The 21,548-nt window shown below is 41.2% G+C and carries 19 protein-coding genes and 2 rRNA genes; 4 read left to right on the top strand and 17 right to left on the bottom strand.

Going from position 1 to position 21,548, the window contains the following annotated elements; all coding sequences use genetic code 11:
- Positions 1-142 precede the first annotated feature (142 nt).
- From hflC to cutA, 13 genes are all read right to left on the bottom strand, one after another.
- Complete coding sequence (hflC, locus tag ND6B_RS07045) at positions 143-1,021, bottom strand: protease modulator HflC (protein ID WP_013466023.1); 879 nt, start codon at positions 1,019-1,021, stop codon at positions 143-145.
- A gap of 5 nt (positions 1,022-1,026) precedes the next feature.
- A complete protein-coding gene (gene hflK / locus ND6B_RS07040; protein WP_013466024.1) occupies positions 1,027-2,196 on the bottom strand; it encodes an FtsH protease activity modulator HflK in 1,170 nt (389 codons plus the stop codon).
- 100 nt (positions 2,197-2,296) lie between these two features.
- Positions 2,297-3,586, bottom strand: coding sequence for a ribosome rescue GTPase HflX (hflX, locus tag ND6B_RS07035; RefSeq protein ID WP_013466025.1), 1,290 nt, complete (start codon positions 3,584-3,586; stop codon positions 2,297-2,299).
- A 16-nt stretch (positions 3,587-3,602) separates the two neighbouring features.
- The gene (gene hfq, locus ND6B_RS07030; protein ID WP_013466026.1) at positions 3,603-3,866 is read right to left on the bottom strand and encodes an RNA chaperone Hfq; all 264 of its coding nucleotides are present in this window, start codon (positions 3,864-3,866) and stop codon (positions 3,603-3,605) included.
- A gap of 81 nt (positions 3,867-3,947) precedes the next feature.
- Positions 3,948-4,865 (bottom strand): tRNA (adenosine(37)-N6)-dimethylallyltransferase MiaA, encoded by a 918-nt coding sequence (gene miaA, locus ND6B_RS07025; RefSeq protein ID WP_028835550.1) that lies wholly within the window; start codon positions 4,863-4,865, stop codon positions 3,948-3,950.
- Positions 4,866-4,875: 10 nt separating this feature from the next.
- Complete coding sequence (gene mutL, locus ND6B_RS07020) at positions 4,876-6,702, bottom strand: DNA mismatch repair endonuclease MutL (protein ID WP_033103744.1); 1,827 nt, start codon at positions 6,700-6,702, stop codon at positions 4,876-4,878.
- A 29-nt stretch (positions 6,703-6,731) separates the two neighbouring features.
- On the bottom strand, positions 6,732-8,075 hold the full coding sequence (locus ND6B_RS0119325; protein ID WP_024601933.1) for an N-acetylmuramoyl-L-alanine amidase: 1,344 nt from the start codon (positions 8,073-8,075) through the stop codon (positions 6,732-6,734).
- 28 nt (positions 8,076-8,103) lie between these two features.
- Positions 8,104-8,571: a tRNA (adenosine(37)-N6)-threonylcarbamoyltransferase complex ATPase subunit type 1 TsaE gene (gene tsaE / locus ND6B_RS07015; RefSeq protein ID WP_013466030.1), complete on the bottom strand. Its 468-nt coding sequence runs from the start codon at positions 8,569-8,571 to the stop codon at positions 8,104-8,106.
- A 126-nt stretch (positions 8,572-8,697) separates the two neighbouring features.
- Positions 8,698-10,038, bottom strand: coding sequence for an acetyl-CoA carboxylase biotin carboxylase subunit (accC, locus tag ND6B_RS07010; RefSeq protein WP_013466031.1), 1,341 nt, complete (start codon positions 10,036-10,038; stop codon positions 8,698-8,700).
- 26 nt (positions 10,039-10,064) lie between these two features.
- Positions 10,065-10,526, bottom strand: a complete 462-nt coding sequence (gene accB / locus ND6B_RS07005) for an acetyl-CoA carboxylase biotin carboxyl carrier protein (RefSeq protein ID WP_024601932.1) — start codon at positions 10,524-10,526, stop codon at positions 10,065-10,067.
- 33 nt (positions 10,527-10,559) lie between these two features.
- Positions 10,560-11,012, bottom strand: coding sequence for a type II 3-dehydroquinate dehydratase (gene aroQ, locus ND6B_RS07000; protein ID WP_013466033.1), 453 nt, complete (start codon positions 11,010-11,012; stop codon positions 10,560-10,562).
- 229 nt (positions 11,013-11,241) lie between these two features.
- The gene (locus ND6B_RS06995) at positions 11,242-13,047 is read right to left on the bottom strand and encodes a protein-disulfide reductase DsbD (protein ID WP_033103745.1); all 1,806 of its coding nucleotides are present in this window, start codon (positions 13,045-13,047) and stop codon (positions 11,242-11,244) included.
- A complete protein-coding gene (cutA, locus tag ND6B_RS06990) occupies positions 13,047-13,367 on the bottom strand; it encodes a divalent-cation tolerance protein CutA (RefSeq protein WP_013466035.1) in 321 nt (106 codons plus the stop codon). The genes ND6B_RS06995 and cutA overlap by 1 nt, the downstream gene beginning before the upstream one ends.
- Before the next feature lie 240 nt (positions 13,368-13,607).
- On the opposite strand from cutA, the gene ND6B_RS06985 reads away from it, so the two are divergent.
- The 4 genes from ND6B_RS06985 to rnk all read left to right on the top strand — a co-directional run bounded on the left by ND6B_RS06985 (position 13,608) and on the right by rnk (position 16,760).
- On the top strand, positions 13,608-14,087 hold the full coding sequence (locus ND6B_RS06985; RefSeq protein ID WP_013466036.1) for an FxsA family protein: 480 nt from the start codon (positions 13,608-13,610) through the stop codon (positions 14,085-14,087).
- A 109-nt stretch (positions 14,088-14,196) separates the two neighbouring features.
- Positions 14,197-14,484: a co-chaperone GroES gene (locus tag ND6B_RS06980; protein ID WP_008113511.1), complete on the top strand. Its 288-nt coding sequence runs from the start codon at positions 14,197-14,199 to the stop codon at positions 14,482-14,484.
- 49 nt (positions 14,485-14,533) lie between these two features.
- Positions 14,534-16,180 carry a chaperonin GroEL gene (gene groL / locus ND6B_RS06975; protein WP_013466037.1) on the top strand — a complete coding sequence of 549 codons (1,647 nt, stop codon included), beginning with the start codon at positions 14,534-14,536 and terminating at the stop codon, positions 16,178-16,180.
- Between the two features lie 178 nt (positions 16,181-16,358).
- Positions 16,359-16,760: a nucleoside diphosphate kinase regulator gene (gene rnk / locus ND6B_RS06970; RefSeq protein ID WP_033103746.1), complete on the top strand. Its 402-nt coding sequence runs from the start codon at positions 16,359-16,361 to the stop codon at positions 16,758-16,760.
- 81 nt (positions 16,761-16,841) lie between these two features.
- Here the strand turns inward: rnk and ND6B_RS06965 are convergent, their stop codons facing one another.
- From ND6B_RS06965 to ND6B_RS0119330, 4 genes are all read right to left on the bottom strand, one after another.
- Positions 16,842-18,809: a methyl-accepting chemotaxis protein gene (locus tag ND6B_RS06965; RefSeq protein ID WP_033103747.1), complete on the bottom strand. Its 1,968-nt coding sequence runs from the start codon at positions 18,807-18,809 to the stop codon at positions 16,842-16,844.
- A 96-nt stretch (positions 18,810-18,905) separates the two neighbouring features.
- Positions 18,906-20,408: a bifunctional ADP-dependent NAD(P)H-hydrate dehydratase/NAD(P)H-hydrate epimerase gene (locus ND6B_RS06960; RefSeq protein ID WP_033103748.1), complete on the bottom strand. Its 1,503-nt coding sequence runs from the start codon at positions 20,406-20,408 to the stop codon at positions 18,906-18,908.
- A gap of 624 nt (positions 20,409-21,032) precedes the next feature.
- Positions 21,033-21,147: ribosomal RNA gene (rrf, locus tag ND6B_RS06955) — 5S ribosomal RNA — on the bottom strand.
- Between the two features lie 136 nt (positions 21,148-21,283).
- Positions 21,284-21,548 (bottom strand): 23S ribosomal RNA (locus ND6B_RS0119330); the annotation flags it as partial.

The raw sequence follows: 21,548 nt of genomic DNA on the forward strand, positions 1-21,548 counted from the left end.
TAGCTTATTTTTTCCTCGTGCCCTTAGTAAACATCAGTGTTTAGCTAATAATCACATAAATAACAGTGATTTATAAGATTAAAATTCAGATAACAAAAAGCCCTGCAATTGCAGGGCTTTTTAAATTTAACTAAAGCTGTGATTACTGAGCTTTCGCGCCTTTCATGTATTGGAAGAAATCGCTATCCGGTGATAACACCATCACGTCTTGCTTTCCTTTGAAAGTTTGCTTGTAAGCTTCTAAAGAGCGAACAAAGCTAAAGAACTCAGGGTCTTTATTATAAGCACTAGCGTAAATCGCAGCAGCATCAGCATCGCCTTGACCACGAACAGAACGCGCATTACGTTCTGCATCAGCAAGCATTACTGTTACACGGCGGTCAACACCTGCACGAATCGTTTCTGCTTTTTCCTGACCTTCAGAGCGGTGCTCTTTAGCAACGGCAGTACGCTCAGCACGCATACGTTGGTAAATAGAGCTACTCACCTCTTGAGGTAAGTTAATTTGCTTAACACGTACATCAAGTACTTCAATACCCAGCTCACTAGCACTTTCAGAGGCTTGTACTAACGCTTCTTCCATCAGCTCGCTACGTTCACCCGATACAATTTCACGAATAGTACGAGTACCAAAGTTAGTACGTAGGCCATTATTTACTTTTTGCTTAAGCAGTGTTTCAGCGTATTGCTTATCACCACGTGCACGCAGGTAAAAAGAGCTAAAGTCGTTAACACGCCATTTTACAAACGAATCAACAATTAAGTCTTTTTTCTCGCTAGTTACAAAGCGATCCGGTGTGCCATCTAGCGTTTGAATACGCGCATCAATGCGGCGCACTTGGCTAAAAAATGGCACTTTTAGATGTAGACCTGGACCATAAACTACCGCTTGATCATCGCTGTCTTTTTGTACTTTACTAAATAAAAGTACAATCGCCTTTTGGCCTTCAGAAACCACAAATACTGACGAGAAACACATTACAATGGCAGCTAATAGGATTACTAAACTAAAGTTTTTCATTATGCTTATCTCCCGTCGTTGAAGCGATCATTGTTAAAGCGATCATTACCACTATTAACAGTGCTGTTACGTGACGTATTTACCTTGTTACGTAAATCGTTAATATCGCTTGAGCTAGGTAAAGCAACGCGTGTTGATGAACCCTGTTTTTCCATGATTTTATCAAGTGGTAAATACATCATGTTGTTACCGCCCTTAACGTCAACCAATATTTTAGAGCTATTACCTAATACTTCTTGCATTGCGTCTATGTATAAACGCTCGCGTGTTACTTCTTTAGCTGCTTGGTATTCTGGAAGTAATTTCTCAAAACGAGCCACTTCACCTTGCGCTTCTAAAGTAATACGCTCTTGGTAACCTTCAGCCTCTTGCGTCATACGCGTTACTTGACCACGCGCACGCGGTTCAATTTCACGGGCATACGCTTCGGCTTCACGAATAAAGCGTTGTTCATCCTCTTGGGCTGCAATTGCATCATCAAACGCATCTTTAACTTCCATTGGCGGACGTGAATCCTTGAAGTTAACGTCAGTTACGATTAAACCTAAATTATAAGGTTCAATGATTTGATTTAGCTCATCCCAGGTATTTTGACGCACAACTTCACGGCCGTTAGTCAGTACTTGGTCCATTTTTGAATGGCCAACAACATAACGCAGCGCACTATCTAATGCTTCTTCAAGGCTGCTGTCAGCGTTAGTGACACTAAACTTGTATAAGTATGGGTCGATTACTCGATACTGTACTTCAAACTCAACGCTTACTACGTTTTCATCTTCAGTTAGCATAAAACCTGATGCTGATAACGAACGAACAGCTTCGATATCGACTGGAATAACCGTCTCAACAAAGGTCATTTTCCAACGCAAGCCTGGATCTGCAATTCGGTCAAACTTACCAAATTGAAGAACGACACCGCGCTCAGCTTCTTTCACCGTATAAATACCGCTTAACGCCCACACAATGGCAGCGATAATAAGTACAAATGAAATACCGGCTCCGCCAAGTCCACCGCCGCTACCATTGCCGGATTTTTTACCGCCAAATAAGCCGTTAAACTTGTTACTGAATTTACGGAACACCTCGTCTAAATCAGGTGGGCCTTGATCACGTCCGCCTTTGTTATTCCACGGATCTTTGTCATTGCCATTATTACCCGGTTCATTCCAGGCCATAGCTATACTCCATTGTTATCTAAATAAATTCGGAAATTGTGTTAAATCTAACAAATCTTATGCATTTCTTATACTAAAACCGACATTAATCTTTCAGTTTTTAGTCGCAGCTAATAAAACTTTCAATCTCTGGGCCAAAATCTTTAATCAAACGATTCCACTCAATCATAGGTAATCGCACATCTAGCAACCAATTACCTTGCTCATCAAAACGTTCGTTATGTACTGCACTTAAGTTAAATAAAGATGCTCTTAAACGTCCATACTGAGGAGCCAGTATTAAAGTTTCACTCAACATCTTTTTAGCTAGTAGGTCACTAATAGCCTCACTTAGCAGCTCGCAACCTTCACCTGTTTTTGCTGATAACCATACCCTTATAGGTTGGCCTTCGTCATCGCGATCAATACGTGGGGTTACATCATCCAGCGCATCAATTTTGTTGTATACAAGTAATTGCGGTACATCATCAGCTTCAATTTCTTTGAGTACTTCTTGTACCTGTTCAATATTTTCTTTTCGACGAGGGTCGGCTACATCTATCACGTGTAATTGTAAATCAGCCTCTCGCGTTTCTGTCAGCGTTGCTTTAAATGCAGCCACTAAGTCATGCGGTAAGTGGCGAATAAACCCTACAGTATCGGCTAAAATAACCGAACCAACATCGCCAATATCTAATTTGCGTAAGGTTGGGTCTAGTGTTGCAAACAACTGATCAGCGGCATACACATCAGAATTTGTAATACGGTTAAATAAGGTTGATTTACCCGCATTAGTATAGCCCACTAAAGAAACCGTTGGGATTTCATTACGAGTACGTGCTCGTCTACCTTGCTCACGTTGTACGCCAACTTTAGCCAAACGGGCGCGTATATTTTTAATACGTGCACGTAATAAACGTCGATCGGTTTCTAACTGCGTTTCACCAGGACCACGTAAACCAATACCGCCTTTTTGGCGTTCAAGGTGGGTCCAACCTCGGATTAAACGAGTCGACATATGACGAAGCTGCGCTAACTCAACTTGAAGTTTACCTTCGTGAGTACGTGCGCGCTGAGCAAAAATATCGAGGATAAGTGTGGTTCTATCAAGCACCCGACATTGGCAAACACGCTCTAAATTACGTTCTTGAGACGGACTTAACTGATGGTTAAAAATGACAACATCGGCATTGTGGATTTTGACAATTTCAGCTATTTCTTCTGCTTTGCCGGTACCGACAAATAGCTTCGGATGTGGTGCTTGACGGCTGCCTTGCACAACCGCCAAACTACTAACACCAGCAGAAGATACCAACATTTCTAATTCGTGGAGATCTTCACGATCCCCCTCTTTAGGTAAGTCGATATGGACTAAAATTGCCTGTTCGCCAGATTCATAGCGGTCAAACAAGCATTACGCTCCTAATTTAAAAGTTTCCAGCTTCAGGTTCTTCAGTGTCTTCATTTCCCTGAACACCTTGGAAGTTGACTGCGCGTGCAGGTACAACTGTAGAAATTGCATGTTTATACACCATTTGGTTAACAGTGTTTTCCAGTAAAATTACAAATTGGTCAAATGACTGGATTTTACCTTGTAATTTTATGCCATTTACCAAAAAAATTGATACTGGAATGCGCTCACGGCGTAGTGCATTTAAAAATGGGTCTTGTAACGATTGGCCTTTTGCCATGTTATTATTCCTTCGTTCTAGGTGTTATTATAATTAAGTGGCTGAACTGATTTAACAAAGATAAATTTTGTCCAACTACTACTAGCTTAGCGAACTTACTACACGATGCAAGTTTTCTTCATCACCTGTTGTTAACCATGTAACATCAGGCCAGCTTCTTAACCACGTTAATTGACGTTTAGCCAATTGACGTGTGGCTGCAATGCCGCGAAAAATCATTTCATCATGATCAATTTCACCCGCAAGGTAATCCCACATCTGTCTATAACCTACACAACGAATAGAAGGCATATTGGGATGTAAATCCTCACGTAGATATAGGGTCGAAACTTCTTTTTCAAACCCCTGTTCAATCATTATTTTAAACCTTTCTTCAATTCGATGATGTAATTCACTGCGATCATCGGGTGCAATTGCAAATTGATGAAAAGTATAGGGTAATGCTGGCTGCTTTTGCTTTTGCAATTCAGTCATCGTTTTACCTGTTATACGGTAAACTTCCAAAGCACGATTAATTCGCTGCGAATCATTTTCACTCATCTTTTGTGCGGCTTGCGGATCAACTTTAACCAGCTCTTTGTATAAATAAGGCCAGCCATGCTCTTTAGCTTGTGTTTCTAGTTCGGCTCTAACGTTTGCATCGGCTTCAGGTAATGGCGACAACCCATCAATTAGCGCTTTGAAGTACATCATTGTACCTCCAACCAATACAGGCACTTTACCTTGTTGATGAAATTTATCAATTTTTTCTATAGCATCACGTCTAAAATCAGCAACCGAATACGTTTCACTCGGATCAAGTAAGTCAATTAAATGATGTGGGGCACGAGCTAATTCGTCGGCATCAGGCTTAGCCGTACCAATATCCATACCTTTATAAACAAGCGCAGAATCAACGCTAATAATCTCAGTATTTAAATACTCACACAGTGAAATTGCCAATGCTGTTTTACCAGCAGCGGTTGGGCCCATTAAAAATATGACCGGTAAATTACTCAACACGAATACCTTAATTAAATTGCGTTAGATAAGAGTTTAGATCTATTTTAACTGCTTTTTCTCGCAAGCGTTCAATTGTTTGCGGATTATTTTGTAAGCGCGTTTGCTGCTCTAAAAAGGCATTGCTCGCATAGAACCGTGCGGGAATTATATTTACCTGCCATTGTAGCCATTCATCAATACTTGCTAACTGAGCCTTACATCCCTCAAGCAATGCATCTATTGCAGCACTTACATCTAATAAGTACAGACTTGTAGGCAGCTTCTTTACCATAACAAACTGCTTTTCTATTAATAACTCAAAACCTAGTAAGGTAAACCAAGACTGCTGAGCAGCAAGAAGCGCCGTGTCTTGTTTTGATACGTTAACACGCACTGGCAATAGGAGTGCTTTACCTTCAAGGCTGCCGTGCTCTTTTATTTGTGTATGCCAATCATCCGCTAATGCGTATTTAAAGTGTGAACAATAAAGTTGATTTTCATCATTGAACACGCAAACGCCCTGTTCAATGCTTATTATATCGACAGTGCGCAGTGCTGTATCTGATACTTGCGTCTCATTAGATTGTACAAATGCTGCCGCAGTATCAAAGTGCTGCGCTTGTTGCTCATTCACGCCCTGATAAAACGCATTCACATCATGGTAATTTTGGCTTTCAGTACGCACCTGTCTACCCGCACCTTGACGACTGCCACCATAAGAGGCACTACTTGTAGATGGCGAATGACTTGGTTGTAATGACGACTTAGGATAATCAAAAAGTTCACTATTGGTCGTGTGTTCTTGATTAAACGATGTAACCGGTGATTGATGCGTGTGAGCGGCTGGCGAATTAACAAACTCAGCTTGAAGTGGCACCACAACTTGTTTGATAGCTTGTAAAATAAAGTCATGTACCAAACGACCTTGATGAAAACGTACCTCATGCTTTGCCGGGTGCACGTTAACATCCACTTGGCGTGGGTCTATATCAATGTAAATCACAAATCCGGGAAGTTCTTGCTCGCCACTGACCTCTTCAAATGCTTGACGAATAGCATGCAGAATAAGTTTGTCGCGCATCATACGATTATTTACATAGGTATACTGAGTAGTATTAGCCGATCCAACTGGCAATACCCAACCGTGTAGTTGCAACCCAGTCTCACCCGATTGAATATGCAATCCTTGCTCAGCAAACGCTTTACCCGCCACTTGTGCGACTCGCGTAATCGCTTGAGCGGGATCAGTTTTAGCGCGATACTGGCGCACCACTTTTTCATTATGGGTTAATGTAATTGATACATCAAAACGGCTCAGCGCAATACGCTTAATAAGCTCATCAATATGACTAAATTCGGTTTTTTCAGTGCGTAAAAACTTTCGTCTCGCTGGGGTGTTAAAAAATAAATCTTTAACTTCAATTGTGGTACCGCTTGGGTGAGCAACCGGCTTTACCTCTACGGCCATATCTCGGCCTTGTGCAAAGGCTTGCCACGCAGCTTCTTGATTTTCGGGTTTAGAGCTTAAGGTTAAGCGAGATACCGAACTAATAGATGCTAAGGCTTCCCCCCTAAAACCAAGAGAACAAATATTTTCTAGGTCGTCTAAGGACTTTAGTTTACTGGTTGCATGGCGAGAGAGCGCTAATGTGAGCTCATCCTTTGCAATACCCGCTCCATTGTCGCGAATACGAATTAACTTGTGGCCCCCGCGTTCAATATCTATTTGAATACGTGTCGCGCCTGCATCAAGGCTGTTTTCTACTAACTCTTTAACCACCGATGCGGGACGCTCAACAACTTCACCCGCCGCAATTTGGTTTGCTAAGCGCGCAGGTAATATTTCAATACTCATAACAACCTTAAATGTGTGCGCTTTTAAAATTAACTCTGAGGAATATCAAGTTCCTGACCAATAAATAGCGTATTTGAACTGAGCTTATTAACTTGTTTTATTTTACTGATACTCACGCCATATCGACCTGCCAACATGCTCAGTGACTCACCAGGACGTACTTTATGTTTTGTTGGGTATTGAGACTTTAATGACGCAAACAGTGAGTCGTCAGGCGGGTTACGTAAATAGTAATTTTTAATTGAGGTAAACATGGCTTTAGCTAAGCGCTCTTGATGATTGGCACTTTTAAGCAGTCGCTCTTCACGTGGATTAGAGATAAACCCAGTTTCAACCAAAATAGACGGAATATCTGGCGACTTTAATACTGCAAGGCTGGCATGTTGCGGCTCTTTTTTATGAAGTTTAGCCACCTTTCGTAGCTCTTTAACTACTTCCTCAGCCACGTTTAAGCCGGTTTTCATGGAGTGATCCATCGACATATCAAGTAAGGCTTGCGCTAAGTACTTTTCATTTGCAGCATCTTTAATTACATCGGCAGCACCGCCAAGTAACTCAGAGTGTTTTTCTTTATCCTCAATCCATTTACCAATTTCTGAATTGGCACGTCGCAGCGACAACACCCATACAGAAGCACCATTTGGCCCAGGGCTGGTAAACGCATCTGCATGAATAGAAACAAAAAAGTCTGCTTTTTTCTGACGTGCGCGGTTGGTACGTGTATTGAGTTTTACAAAGTAATCGCCACTGCGAACCATACGCGAAATCATACCGCGCTCAGCATCAATCATCCGCTCTAAACGCTTGGCTATTTGTAAAGTGATGTCTTTTTCGTAAGTACCTGAAGGGCCAATGGAGCCAGGGTCTTCACCGCCATGCCCTGCATCAATAGCAATTACAATATCGCGCTCTTGGCTTAATTGGCGTTTTTTAGCCGCCGTTTGCGCAGGGGTAATTGCACCTTTAGCTTGGCTTTTATCGTATAAATCGACCACCAATCTATTTTTATAAGGGCCTGTGGGGGCTAGTGCAAATATAACCGGTTTAACTGGCCCATTTAATTCAAACACTAAACGCACGCTGTGTTTATTTTTAGGTTTTGAGTAACGTAACTTACTAACAATTTGGTGTTTTGGTGGCACACCTGGCAATGTTTTCAACTCATCAGTGTTTTCTAAATCAACCACTAAACGGCTTGGATTTTTTAGCATAAAGTAGCTGAAATCGGGTTTATCGTCGAGATCAAACACCACCCGGGTGCTATCAGGGGATGGCCAGACACGCACACTATTAATAGTGTTTTGCGCCCACAATGGCAAGCTCACTGTAAAAACCATGAGGTAAATAAAAAGTTTAACTAAACCACGACTCATTTTGATAATCACTGCCTTAACTATTTTATTATCTATTATTTAGTTTTTCGACAATTGCTACACCACGCTCACTAGCACTGTTAATAACAATTTTACGCTCATCACCTACATAACTTAGCGTAGCATTTAGATCGGGAACAGGAATAAATTCTCCGCCTTTTTCCGGCCACTCAACAATACAAGTTGCCGTTTCTGAAAAATAATCACGAATTCCCATAAATTCAAGCTCTTCTGGGTCACCTAATCGGTATAAGTCAAAATGATAGACATTGCCACGCACAAGCTCGTAAGGTTCAACAAGTGTATAAGTGGGACTTTTAACCTTACCTGTATGACCAAAACCTTGCACTATACCGCGAGTAAATGTCGTTTTACCGGCCCCCAAATCACCATGCAAATAAATAACTGCGCCCTGCTCTATTATGGCAGCTAATTTATTACCCATAGCAACAGTGGCATTTTCATCGACTAAATGAAAATCAAAACTACACGACATGATTACCTCAAAATTTACGAAAAGCGCATATTTGTTAATCATACCAGATTATTTATTTAAGGTGATACTGCCTCTTTTTTAAAGATAAAAAAACCGGCCTGAGCCGGTTTTTAATTAGCATAGACTTTACAGCCCTAATTTCTTCTCAAGGTAGTGGATATTTGTACCACCGTTTTTGAAGTTTTCATCTGCAAGAATGCGTTTATGCAATGGCGTATTGGTTTTAATACCGTCGATTACCAACTCATTCAATGCATTACGAGCGCGAGCAATAGCAACATCACGGTTTTCACCGTAAGTGATCAGCTTACCAATCATAGAATCGTAATGTGGCGGTACCGTGTAATCAGCATAAATATGGCTGTCCCAACGAATACCTAAACCACCAGCTGGATGAAAGCGAGTAATTTTACCTGGTGATGGAATAAAGGTTTCAGGGTCTTCAGCATTAATACGACACTCAATAGCGTGGCCACGAATAACAACGTCGTCTTGAGTGAATGATAATGGCTGACCAGCGGCAATTTTTAGCTGCTCTTTGATTAAATCCACACCGGTAACCATTTCAGTCACTGGGTGTTCAACCTGAATACGGGTATTCATTTCAATGAAGTAAAACTCGCCGTTTTCGTATAAAAACTCAAACGTACCTGCACCACGATAACCAATTTCGATACACGCACGTGTACAACGCTCACCAATGAACTTACGTACTTCTGCAGTAATCCCTGGTGCTGGCGCCTCTTCCACTACTTTTTGGTGGCGACGTTGCATTGAACAATCACGCTCACCTAGATGAACCGCGTTACCTTGACCATCGGCCAATACTTGCACTTCAATGTGGCGTGGGTTTTCAAGGAATTTTTCCATGTAAACCATGCTGTTGCCAAAGAACTGCTTAGCTTCTTGCTGCGTAAGCGCAATCGAGTTAATTAACTCAGCCTCGTTGCGTACAACACGCATACCACGACCACCGCCGCCGCCAGCTGCTTTAATAATTACCGGGTAACCAATACGCTTAGCAATTTGCATGTTGCGTTCTTTATCATCCGATACCGGACCATCAGAACCTGGCACACATGGAACACCGGCTTTACGCATCGCTTCGATAGCTGATACTTTGTCGCCCATTAGGCGAATAGTGTCGCCACGAGGACCAATAAATACAAAGCCACTTTGCTCAACTTGGTCGGCAAAGTCGGCATTTTCAGCAAGAAAACCATAACCTGGGTGAATAGCGACCGCATCAGTTATTTCAGCTGCGGCAATAATGCGTGGAATGTCTAAGTAACTTTCAGTTGCTGCTGGTTTACCAATACAGATGGTTTCATCTGCTAGTAATACGTGCTTAAGATCGCGATCCGCCGTTGAATGCACAGCAACCGTTTTGATCCCAAGCTCTTTGCAGGCGCGCAATATACGAAGTGCAATTTCACCTCGGTTTGCAATGACTACTTTATCTAACATGAGAGTTGGCCTTTTACGTTGCGCTATTATTCAATGATGAATAAAGGTTGATCAAATTCTACTGGCTCGCCGTTTTCTACTAAAATAGCTTTTACTGTACCGGCTTTATCTGACTCAATTTGGTTCATCATTTTCATTGCTTCAACGATACATAATGTGTCGCCAACTTTAACCTGTGAACCGACTTCAACATATGCTGGCGCTTCTGGAGAAGCTGCTGCGTAAAAAGAACCTACCATAGGTGATTTAACTTGGTGTCCTGTAGGACCTGCCGCTGGTGCTTCAGACTCTGCTACAGGTGCTGCTGGTGCAGCCGCAGGAGCGGGTGCTGGAGCATATTGCTGTGGAGCAAATTGCGCGTATGCAGGACCGGCACTCATGTTGTTACGGTTAATACGTACTGATTCTTCACCTTCAGTGATTTCTAGTTCTGCAATACCTGATTCTTCTACTAATTCAATTAGTTTTTTGATCTTGCGAATATCCATAAACGACCCGCCTATTAGTTTGTTAGTTTAAATTTAGTTTGAGTTTTGCAATCGGCTCACCGCTGCATGTAAAGCAGCGTGATAGCCCATTGCACCTAATCCACAAATAACGCCTTGCGCCACATCAGAAAAATAAGAATGATGGCGAAACGTTTCACGTGCATGCACATTACTTAAGTGCACTTCAAAAAACGGAATATCAACGCTTAGCAATGCATCACGTAATGCGACGCTTGTGTGCGTAAATGCTGCAGGGTTAATAATGATGTAATCAACCGCTTGCCAAGCATCATGAATGCGTTCAATGAGCGCTTGCTCACTATTACTTTGAAAATGCGTTAACGCCACATCTAAACTATTAGCAGCGCTGTTTAACTCGCTCATAATATGCTCTAAAGAGTGCGAACCGTACTTATCGGGCTCACGCTTTCCTAGCATGTTTAAATTTGGGCCATTTATAACTAAAATCTTTAATTTTGCAGCCATAATACGCGATATATCCTATAAGTAATGAGTTAAGCGGTTACTAACTAATTTTTCACTAAAAAGTAAGCTGAAAAAAGTAAGATAGCAACAATTTCTCACGTTAACCAACTATTATAGTGATTTCGAAGTAAATAGCAGCAAAATACTGGTCTAATCTCTATTTTGGGGACGAATCTTGAGGGGGAATAATGGCACAACATTAACAATCATGTTGTGCCATATAGAATGGTTATTCAGCGCTGGCACGCACTGCAGCAAGGTGCTTAGCGAAATCATCCGCATTTAAAAAGCCAGTAACACGTTGTGCACTTAGCTCTTCACCTTGAGTATTGAAGAATAAAATACTCGGTAAACCAAACACTGAATATGCTTCCATTAGCTCAATTGTTTCATTATCGCTTTGGGTTAAGTCAATTTGAATCAGTTGGTAATGGCTAAACTCACTTTGTACTTGCGGGTCGGGAAAGGTGTAATGCTCAAACTCTTTACACGCTACACACCAGTCAGCGTATAAGTCCACCATAACCATGCGCCCTTCGCTATTTGCTTGTGATACGGCTTGTTTAAGCTCAGCTAAATTGGCAACATGTTTAAACTCATTGTTTTGCGAGGTTGTTTGTAAACTCACGGCTTGTGTTGGCCAAAAATAGTTTTTGGTTAAATTAAAGCCGGTAAGCACTAATAAAACAGCCATAAACCACAATAAGGTTTTTAATTTACCTTGTGCTTGAGCGCTTTGCCAATAATGGAAATAAAGCGCTGTGGCGATAGCTAATAAGCCTGCCATAAGCATAATAATTTCAATATCTATAATGCGCTCTAGCAAAATAAGTGGCACAACTAACATAATAAAACCAAATAAGGTTTTGACTTGTTCCATCCAGCCGCCAGCTTTCGGTAATAGCTTACCTCCCGATGTACCTAATAATAACAGCGGTAGCCCCATACCTAAACTCAGTACGTAAAGTGTTAGCCCGCCGACTAGGTAATCGCCGCTTTGTGCCACAAATAATAATGCGGCTGATAAAGGCGCTGTAGTGCAAGGTGATGCAATAAGCCCTGATAAAACCCCCATCAAGAACACCCCAATATAGTTACCGCCTTTTTGGTTGTTGCTCACTTGGGTTAGTTTATTCATCATACCGCTGGGTAACTTTATTTCGTACCAACCAAACATCGACATAGCCAGCAGTACAAACAATAAGCTAAAGCTAATTAATACATATGGATGCTGTAAATAGCCTTGCACTTGCCCGCCTAACGCAGCAACCACAAGCCCTAATGCTGCATAGGTAACCGCCATGCCTTGAACATAAACAAATGATAGGGCAAATGCTTTTTTGGTAGATAGGTTCTTTTGACCCGCAATTAAGCTAGATAAAATAGGGAACATCGGAAATACACACGGTGTAAATGCCAAACCCACACCCACGGCAAAGAAAATAGCTAAGTTAACCATTAAGCTTTGGCTGGCTAACTGCTCTGTAAATGTGAGCTCTTTATCAGGTGTTGATCCAGTTGCTGGTTTTTCTGCAGATTGGCTAAGTGCTGCAAATGCACTGCTTGCTGCGGTATTGTCATTAGTATTAGTTTCACTTGCCAGTACACTTAATGGAATGCTGATGATTTCAGGTGGATAACACAGCCCTGCTTTTGCACAGCCTTGATAACGCACCTTAACAACGCCATCTTCACTCACATTACTTAGTTTGCTGATAACGCTAAGAGAATTAAAAAACACCTCAGTTTTGCCAAAAAACTCATCTTCAATTATTTCACCAGCGCCCAACTCAGGCACGTCAATGCTGGCACCTTTGGCAATAATTTCTATTTTATCTTTATATAGGTAATAGTCATCAGCGATATCCCAACCAACAAATAACGTACTTCCTTGCTGGTCAAAATCAAATACAAACGCTTCATTTACCGGTAAAAATGTGTGCTGAGTCGGTTTTAGAAAATCATCAAGGGTATTTTGTGCCGCCCAAGCAGGCGCCATTAATACGCTTAATAAAAAAAATAAAATAAAGCGCATTAATGAAGCACCTCGTCCATCCAATTAAAGTAAGCCAAGTTACCCGTTGCCACATCAACAACTTGTATTTCTGGTACTTCGTAGCTGTGAAGATCTTTTAAGGTTAAAAATACATCGTTCATTTTGTCAGCCTTAGTTTTAATTAGCAGCTTTACTTCAGTTGCTTCAGCTACTTCACCTTCCCATATGTAAATAGAAGTCATGGCCGGTAAAATATTTACACAAGCAGCTAATTTCTTTTCAATTAGCGCCATAGCCAATAAACGGGCTTCATCGTTATCTTTGCAAGTGGTAAAAATAAGTTTAAATTGCGTTGTCATAGTGAACCTTTACTTGTTTACGGGGGTCTAGCCCCATAGTAGCTGATAGCGGGTATAATGTGTAGACACGAACTCTGTCTACATTTTGGGTCTTTGCAGTAAATTGATTTAGACCCGCTACCTATAACTTTACTAACATTAACGTTTATTACTTACTCTTATTAGCTTGAAAATAGACCCGACAACCCTCACTTATATTTCATTAGCACCTTAATAAGTGTCATTTTTTTAGAGAGTCTTATGTTTAGAATTTTATTTTTGCTGTTTATCATCATCCCTATTATTGAAATTGCCTTACTAATTCAGGTTAGTGACGTGATAGGTGGCTTTGCAACAATCGCTTTAGTGGTACTAACCGCCATTGTGGGTGCAAAAATGGTGAAACAGCAAGGAATGGGCGCACTACAAAACGTACAAATGCAAATGGCTCAAGGGCAAATGCCTGCTAAAGAATTGTTTACCGGTATTTGCGTAATTATTGCAGGGGTACTTTTATTAACACCCGGCATTATGACAGATGTATTTGGCTTACTACTCCTTACCCCTGCTATTCGAAACAAATTAGCTGCAGGACTTGCTAGTCAAGCAACTGTAAGAATGAGCGCCAGCATGCATCAAACTGGCACTTCAGGGTTTTCGCAAACTCATCAATCAATGCATCACGAGCAAGATGAAAACCGCCCTAAGACCATAGATGGTGAATACGAGCGAAAAGATTAAAAATTTATCATTTTTTCTCTTGGAATTTTTCACTCCACCCCCATTAATGAAAGCAAATTAGATACACTTTTTTCTGTACTGTTCAGAAACTGTTAGGAGAACTAAAAACATGAACATTCGTCCTTTACAAGATCGCGTAATCATCAAGCGTCTAGAAGAAGAAACCAAGTCTGCTGGCGGTATTGTATTAACTGGCTCTGCAGCTGAAAAATCAACTCGCGGAGAAGTTGTTGCCGTAGGTAATGGTCGCGTTTTAGAAAACGGTGACGTTCGAGCATTAGAAGTGAAAGCCGGTGACACTGTGTTATTTGGCTCATATGTTGAAAAAACAGAAAAGATCGAAGGTCAAGAGTACCTGATCATGCGTGAAGACAATATTTTAGGCATTGTAGGCTAAACCTACTTTTCGTTTAACACACATTTTAAGAATTTAGAGGAAATTAAACATGGCAGCAAAAGAAGTACTGTTTGCAGGCGACGCACGTGCAAAAATGCTAACTGGCGTAAATATTCTAGCAAATGCAGTAAAAGTAACATTAGGCCCTAAAGGTCGTAACGTTGTATTAGACAAATCATTTGGCTCTCCTGTGATCACCAAAGATGGTGTATCTGTAGCAAAAGAAATCGAACTTGAAGACAAGTTTGAAAATATGGGCGCACAAATGGTTAAAGAAGTAGCGTCTAAAGCAAATGATGCTGCTGGTGACGGTACCACTACCGCAACTGTGCTTGCTCAGTCTATTGTAAACGAAGGTCTTAAAGCGGTTGCTGCGGGTATGAACCCAATGGATCTTAAGCGCGGTATTGATAAAGCAATCATTGCTGCAGTTGCAGAACTTAAAGCGCTTTCTGTTCCATGTGCTGATACTAAAGCGATTGCACAAGTAGGTACTATTTCAGCTAACTCTGATAAAGAAATTGGTGAAATCATTGCTGATGCAATGGAAAAAGTAGGCCGTAACACAGGTGTTATTACGGTTGAAGAAGGGCAATCACTTGAAAACGAATTAGATGTTGTAGAAGGCATGCAGTTTGACCGTGGTTACTTATCTCCATACTTTATCAACAACGCTGAAAAAGGCGCGGTTGAGCTAGATAACCCATTTATCTTACTTGTAGATAAAAAAATATCTAACATCCGTGAATTATTACCAACATTAGAAGCGGTTGCTAAAGCAAGTAAACCTCTGCTCATCATCGCAGAAGACCTTGAAGGTGAAGCGTTAGCGACACTAGTAGTGAATAACATGCGTGGTATTGTAAAAGTATCAGCGGTTAAAGCACCTGGTTTTGGCGATCGCCGTAAAGCAATGCTACAAGATATCGCGGTATTAACTGGCGGTACTGTGATTTCTGAAGAAATCGGCCTTGAGCTTGAAAAAGCAACAGTTGAAGACTTAGGGACAGCTAAACGCGTAGTAATCACTAAAGACGACACAACAATCATTGATGGTGCTGGTGAAGAAGACGGCATTAACGGCCGTGTTGCACAAATCAAAGCACAAATTGAAGAAGCGACTTCAGACTACGATAAAGAAAAGCTACAGGAGCGCATGGCTAAATTAGCTGGCGGTGTTGCAGTAATCAAAGTAGGTGCCGCTACTGAAATTGAAATGAAAGAGAAAAAAGATCGTGTTGAAGATGCATTACATGCAACTCGCGCAGCGGTTGAAGAAGGCGTAGTACCAGGTGGTGGTGTTGCATTAGTGCGTGCTGCTAGCAAATTAGCAGACTTACTAGGCGATAACGAAGACCAAAACCACGGTATTAAAGTGGCACTTCGCGCGATGGAAGCACCACTTCGTCAAATCGTTACAAACGCAGGCGACGAAGCATCTGTTGTTATTAATGCAGTGAAAGGCGGTGAAGGTAACTACGGTTACAACGCAGCCACTGGCGAATACAACGACATGATTGAAATGGGTATCCTAGATCCAACGAAAGTAACCCGTTCTGCATTACAATTTGCAGGATCGATTGCCGGTCTAATGATCACCACAGAAGCAATGGTCGCTGAAATCCCTAAAGAAGAAGCAGGCGCTCCTGATATGGGTGGCATGGGCGGCATGGGTGGTATGGGCGGCATGATGTAATCATCCCCTCACACACCTAGCTCAAATAAAAACCCAGCTTCGGCTGGGTTTTTAGCAATATAGATAAAATAAATTCACTAAGACAACAATAAAATTATCTCAGTGTATTCCAATGCAACTGAGTTCCTGCAAGCTATACCCAGAGTAAATTTTATTTAACATGATTAAGGATATTAAGTTGAATACTAAACCTGAAATAATCATCTCATCACTGGATGCAGATCGATTGTATGCGCTAATGGAATCATTACCTGCGAACAGTTTTGCGGGTGAAAAAGAACTTGGTAGGGCTAACATAGTGGAGCCACACGAAGTTCCCTCAACCGTGGTAACCATGAATTCAACAGTGAACTTTGTTGTTGAATCTACAGGTGAGGAGTTTACTTTAACGCTTGTTTACCCGAAGAATATTGACTCAAGTGGCAACAAAATATCAATCTTAGCCCCTGTTGGTAGTGCATTACTTGGCCTTTCACAGGGAGATCAAATTGAATGGCCAAAGCCAGGCGGTGGGTTAATAACAGTAACTATTAAAGAGGTAACTTATCAACCAGAAAGAGCTGGCGAGCTTCATAGATAGACTTTTAAATCCTCATAATTTTAAATTAATAAACAAATTTATATAAAAAATCCAAGCAAGGCTTGGATTTTTTATATTGAGTTACTGCTGACTAATGTCGTATAGCCTTTGTGCTTGACTATTAGAGGCTTTACTTACTTCTCTAAAGTCTTCGGCATCGGCGGCATTTTGTCCTGATATTTCTCGGATCCGTTCCGCTAGTTTTTTAACATTGACGGTTACTTGAGCCTGTTCTTCTGTGGCTACGGCAATACTTGCTGAGCGCCCTTTAATGTCGTTAAATGCATCAACTATATTTTCATATTGCGTGCGTGTTGTATTTGAACGATCATTGACCACTTCTGAGAACTCTCGGCATTCTTGAATAACACTGACTCCTTTTGCAGCCGCTTGTTGTAACTGACTTATCATGGTTTCAATCTCACCAGCTGATTGTTGCGTTCTTTGTGCCAGTGTTCTAACTTCATCAGCAACGACCGCAAACCCCCTTCCAGAATCACCAGCACGAGCAGCCTCAATAGCAGCATTAAGCGCAAGCAAATTAGTTTGCTCAGAGATATTCATAATCACATCTAATACCGAACCAACCTGCTGTGAATCTTCAGAGATTTGTGATATTGCATTGGACGACTCAGTTAGTTTATTGAACAACAGCTGGATAGATTCTGCGTTTTGTTCAATAACATTAAATCCAGAGTTTACAAGATCTGATGACTTAGCGGTAATATCTGCAACGCCACCAATATCTTCTGATGCCGATGAAGCCGCTATCGACATTTCATTGATAGCCGTGGCTAACAGTTCATTTTCTTGCATTAGTTCATGTGCGCGTTGCTGACTATTACTACTCAAGTTATCAATAGATTCAGCATTGTTTTTTACTGAGGCCGCCTCTTCTTTAATCAGCCCAAGAATTTTAATAAGATGATCACCGTAATCATTAATAGCTTCGCAAAGATGACTCATTTCATCATCCCCTGATATTGGTAATTTAGAATCTGTTTGCCCTTGCATTAATGACCTAACTTGCGCCGAAGTCTGCTCTATTTGCTCAACTAATCGCTTACCAAAGACTAATAATGCCGATATAAATATAACAATGAGCACAATGAATGAACCATACAAATAATATGTCAGCGTATTAGCTGCTTTTTTTGCAATCGCTGTTGGAATTATCACGCCAGATCGCCACTTTTGCTCCGGCAGTGAAAATGTCACTAGAATTGAGCTATCCCCCTTTATGACACCTGAACTAAACTCTGCTACGAGTCTATCTTTATTTTTCAAGGCGTTAACTAGAGGCTGTAAAGAGCTATCTTTACTCACAACTTGTGAAAAATTTAGCATGGCTAAGTTCGTATCTCTAAATGCAGGAATAGAAACAAACTGCTGCGCACTATCAATAATAAAACTGTAGGTACCGGTTGCTTGGTTTTCAGCAAGGAGTGACTTTTCAATATGAGAAAGCTCTATATCTAAAGTAGCGACTCCCCAAAACTGATTATTACGCTCAATTTTAACGGAACAAGTTACCATAGGCACATTCGAAACTGCATCAACATAAGCCTCAGACCATACACATACGCCTGGTTGAGCGTTAGCAGCACTTGTATACCAGCTTTCTTGTTGATATGGACTGCTATCAGCTTGGTTGTAGTCATCTAATAAAGTGTATTGACCATTATCGCCCTTAGCCCAAAACAAAGATGCCCTTTGTGCTGATGCATCTAACATATTTGGCTCTGGCCATATTCCACCACCGGCAATGCCTGAACCACTAGCAATTAACGGTGCCAAATTTTTAATAAATTGATCTTTATCAAGGGGAAGTGTTTGAGCAACAACAGATAAGCTTTTAGTTAATGCTGCACTTTTTCCTAAATCCTTAGCAAATGATTCTCCGATTACTTTAGCCTGTAACTTAGCTGCAGAAATAGCTTCATTTTTTATAATTGGCGTTATCACCCATTGCATAATTACGGTTAAAACGAGCAAAGAGAAAACGATAAGTAATAAGCTTCCCGCATACATTTTTTTCTGTATTAACATTTTTAACCTCAGTTACAACCAAACAGCGTTAACTAAGTATAAGAAGGTTAATGGATTTATCAAAAAAAGAACAAAATTAATATGAATGCTTTTATCTTATGGTTTTATATTATTAATTAACCGCCTCACTATACAAAACAGATCGCTAGGTAGCATACCTCGCTCTCCATTTTTTTGCCCAGCAATATCACCTGCTTTAGCATGCAGTGTAACACCATAGCAAGTCGCCTCAGCACAATCTAACCCTTGAGCAAGTAATGCCCCTACAATACCAGTAAGAACATCACCGCTACCGCCAACAGCAAGCGCAGGGCTTCCTTCTTCACAAACCCAAGTATGCTTACCATCGGCTATTAAAGTTCCTGCGCCTTTTAAAACACAAACTGCTGAGTAACGTTTAGCACATTGTTGAACATAGCTGAACCGATCAGACTCTATCTCCCCAGTCGACACCTTTAATAATCGAGAGGCTTCGCCCGGATGCGGGGTAAGTACACGCCGCGTGGGCATTTTCGGTGAAGCTTGTTTAGCGAGTAAATTAAGTGCATCAGCATCAATAACTAAAGGCATATTATTATGTGTACAATACTCAATGACTTGATTAAAGGTATTTTGCGCCCATTCGTCTTGTCCAAGGCCTGGGCCAATAACAGCACAGCTTGCCCACTCCAATGCGTGTTGCAAGTTATTACTACTTACCATAAGCTCTGGTCGGCCAAAACTGACTGGCATAATTGAGCTTTCATGGGTATACACTCTGACCATTCCAGCACCAGCTCTAAGCGCTGCCTCGCTTGTTAATCTGATAGCACCTGCCGTTCCTTGATTCCCACCAATACACAGTAATTTTCCATAACTACCTTTATGACTATTCAGAGCACGTGGGCCTAAGCCTTTAAAACTATTGATATTAATAAGCTTACCCGATGGGCTCGCTAATTCTACGAATGGCTCACCAATAGCCAAGTCATCAAAGATAAGCTCACCAACATACTCTTTACCTGCAGCCGTTGTTAACCCTTGTTTTACCCCTACAAAAGTAATTGTTTTAGTGGCTTTAATTGCAATGCCTAAAGGTTGGCCTGTATCAGCATTTATACCTGATGGCACATCAATACTGAGTATTGGTTTAGTGCTTTCATTAGCCGCTTTAATTATAGTGGCAACATTATCGCGTACCGTATTTTCAAGACCAGTGCCCAGTAATGCATCAATGATTACATCACACTCATCGAGTGCATCAGCGCTAAAGTTACAAATTTCACCACCGGCATCAATCCAGCGCTTTTGTGCTTTTGCAGCATCGTCGGTTAATTCTTTATTTTCATCAACGGCACATACCACTACATGTCTATCTGCTTGCTTAATAAGGCTAGCCGCAATATAGCCATCTCCTGCGTTATTGCCACTCCCTACGAGTACTAGAGTCTGCTGTGCATTGAATGATTTCCAATTTAAAAAGGCGGCATGCCCCGCTCGTTCCATTAGGGTAAACAGATCACAACCACTGGCTTTTGCAGCATTACCCTCATGCTCTCTTATTTGCTGTGCTAAATATACGAATTGCTTAACGTTGGAAGATGAAGGTAATAACGACATGATAGGCTCTATTAAAATAAGTGTTGATTAAGTAGACTTTGGGCTCATTGGTTTTTTTTCAAGTAAGATCAGAAATGTATCAATCAAGAATAAGGGCGCAACCCCCTTATTTGAGTATTTATTACCAATTTATACCAATTCGCTTAATTAAGCTGTCTATTTTGAGGCAGGAAAAACGGGGTGATAGCTAGGCAAAAAATTCGCTATTTAGTTGTTCTAAATGAGAATTTTTTAACACAGGTAGCGGCACGTTTAGCCCCGCAAAATGATTGAGTATTATTGCGGATTGGTATTATATGGATTTGCTACCTGATACCGATACGTTATTCTTAGCGACAACGCAGTAGCCGGGCTTTCTAAATTTGGAGCCATGGTAATATCGTAGTGCCTACAGCGCTCTAGAGCCACACAGCAAGGTACACTTATGTTTTTTAATGGGATGAATTGGACTCTGAGGTAGTCGGTGCGTTCTTTTACCCATGAGTTTCGTAATACTCAACCCACGCTACGAAGTACAGGTTGACACTGTGCAACTGATAGCTGACGGCTGATAGCTAATATTTTTACTTTCCTACAGACGTAAAAAAGCCCGACTATTTCTAGTCGGGCTTTCTTTAATTTGGAGCCTGGTAATGTCCTACTTTCACATAGCAAATGCTACACTATCATCGGCGCTGTTTCGTTTCACTACTGAGTTCGGCATGGGGTCAGGTGGGTCCAAAACGCTATTGTCACCAAGCAAATTTGGTGTAAGGTCGATTTTATCAAGCTTACTAAAATTTGGAATTTCTGATAATAAAGAGTAATCAAGTAATCTACTTTAGTTCTATTAACTTCTGCGCTTAAACTATCACATAAAACGCGTTTGGCGTTGTATGGTTAAGCCTCACGGGTAATTAGTACAAGTTAGCTTAATGGCTCACACCACTTCCACATCTTGCCTATCAACGTTGTAGTCTTCAACGGCCCTTCAGAGACTTTAAAAGTCTAGTGAGAACTCATCTCGAGGCCTGCTTCGCGCTTAGATGCTTTCAGCGCTTATCAGTTCCGAACGTAGCTACCGGGCAATGCCATTGGCATGACAACCCGAACACCAGCGGTTCGTTCACTCCGGTCCTCTCGTACTAGGAGCAACCCCTC

The organism is Pseudoalteromonas sp. ND6B, from assembly GCF_000764215.1.
GTDB lineage: Bacteria > Pseudomonadota > Gammaproteobacteria > Enterobacterales > Alteromonadaceae > Pseudoalteromonas > Pseudoalteromonas tetraodonis.

Bases quoted from the DNA above. Each gene is read 5' to 3' on its own strand.
- hflK (WP_013466024.1), bottom strand. From the start codon at position 2,196: ATGGCCTGGAATGAACCGGGTAATAATGGCAATGACAAAGATCCGTGG.
- tsaE (WP_013466030.1), bottom strand. From the start codon at position 8,571: ATGTCGTGTAGTTTTGATTTTCATTTAGTCGATGAAAATGCCACTGTT.
- aroQ (WP_013466033.1), bottom strand. From the start codon at position 11,012: ATGGCTGCAAAATTAAAGATTTTAGTTATAAATGGCCCAAATTTAAAC.
- ND6B_RS06980 (WP_008113511.1), top strand. From the start codon at position 14,197: ATGAACATTCGTCCTTTACAAGATCGCGTAATCATCAAGCGTCTAGAA.
- accC (WP_013466031.1), bottom strand. From the start codon at position 10,038: ATGTTAGATAAAGTAGTCATTGCAAACCGAGGTGAAATTGCACTTCGT.
- accB (WP_024601932.1), bottom strand. From the start codon at position 10,526: ATGGATATTCGCAAGATCAAAAAACTAATTGAATTAGTAGAAGAATCA.
- ND6B_RS06995 (WP_033103745.1), bottom strand. From the start codon at position 13,047: ATGCGCTTTATTTTATTTTTTTTATTAAGCGTATTAATGGCGCCTGCT.
- ND6B_RS06965 (WP_033103747.1), bottom strand. From the start codon at position 18,809: ATGTTAATACAGAAAAAAATGTATGCGGGAAGCTTATTACTTATCGTT.
- hfq (WP_013466026.1), bottom strand. From the start codon at position 3,866: ATGGCAAAAGGCCAATCGTTACAAGACCCATTTTTAAATGCACTACGC.
- ND6B_RS06960 (WP_033103748.1), bottom strand. From the start codon at position 20,408: ATGTCGTTATTACCTTCATCTTCCAACGTTAAGCAATTCGTATATTTA.
- mutL (WP_033103744.1), bottom strand. From the start codon at position 6,702: ATGAGTATTGAAATATTACCTGCGCGCTTAGCAAACCAAATTGCGGCG.
- hflC (WP_013466023.1), bottom strand. From the start codon at position 1,021: ATGAAAAACTTTAGTTTAGTAATCCTATTAGCTGCCATTGTAATGTGT.
- cutA (WP_013466035.1), bottom strand. From the start codon at position 13,367: ATGACAACGCAATTTAAACTTATTTTTACCACTTGCAAAGATAACGAT.
- groL (WP_013466037.1), top strand. From the start codon at position 14,534: ATGGCAGCAAAAGAAGTACTGTTTGCAGGCGACGCACGTGCAAAAATG.
- ND6B_RS06985 (WP_013466036.1), top strand. From the start codon at position 13,608: ATGTTTAGAATTTTATTTTTGCTGTTTATCATCATCCCTATTATTGAA.
- ND6B_RS0119325 (WP_024601933.1), bottom strand. From the start codon at position 8,075: ATGAGTCGTGGTTTAGTTAAACTTTTTATTTACCTCATGGTTTTTACA.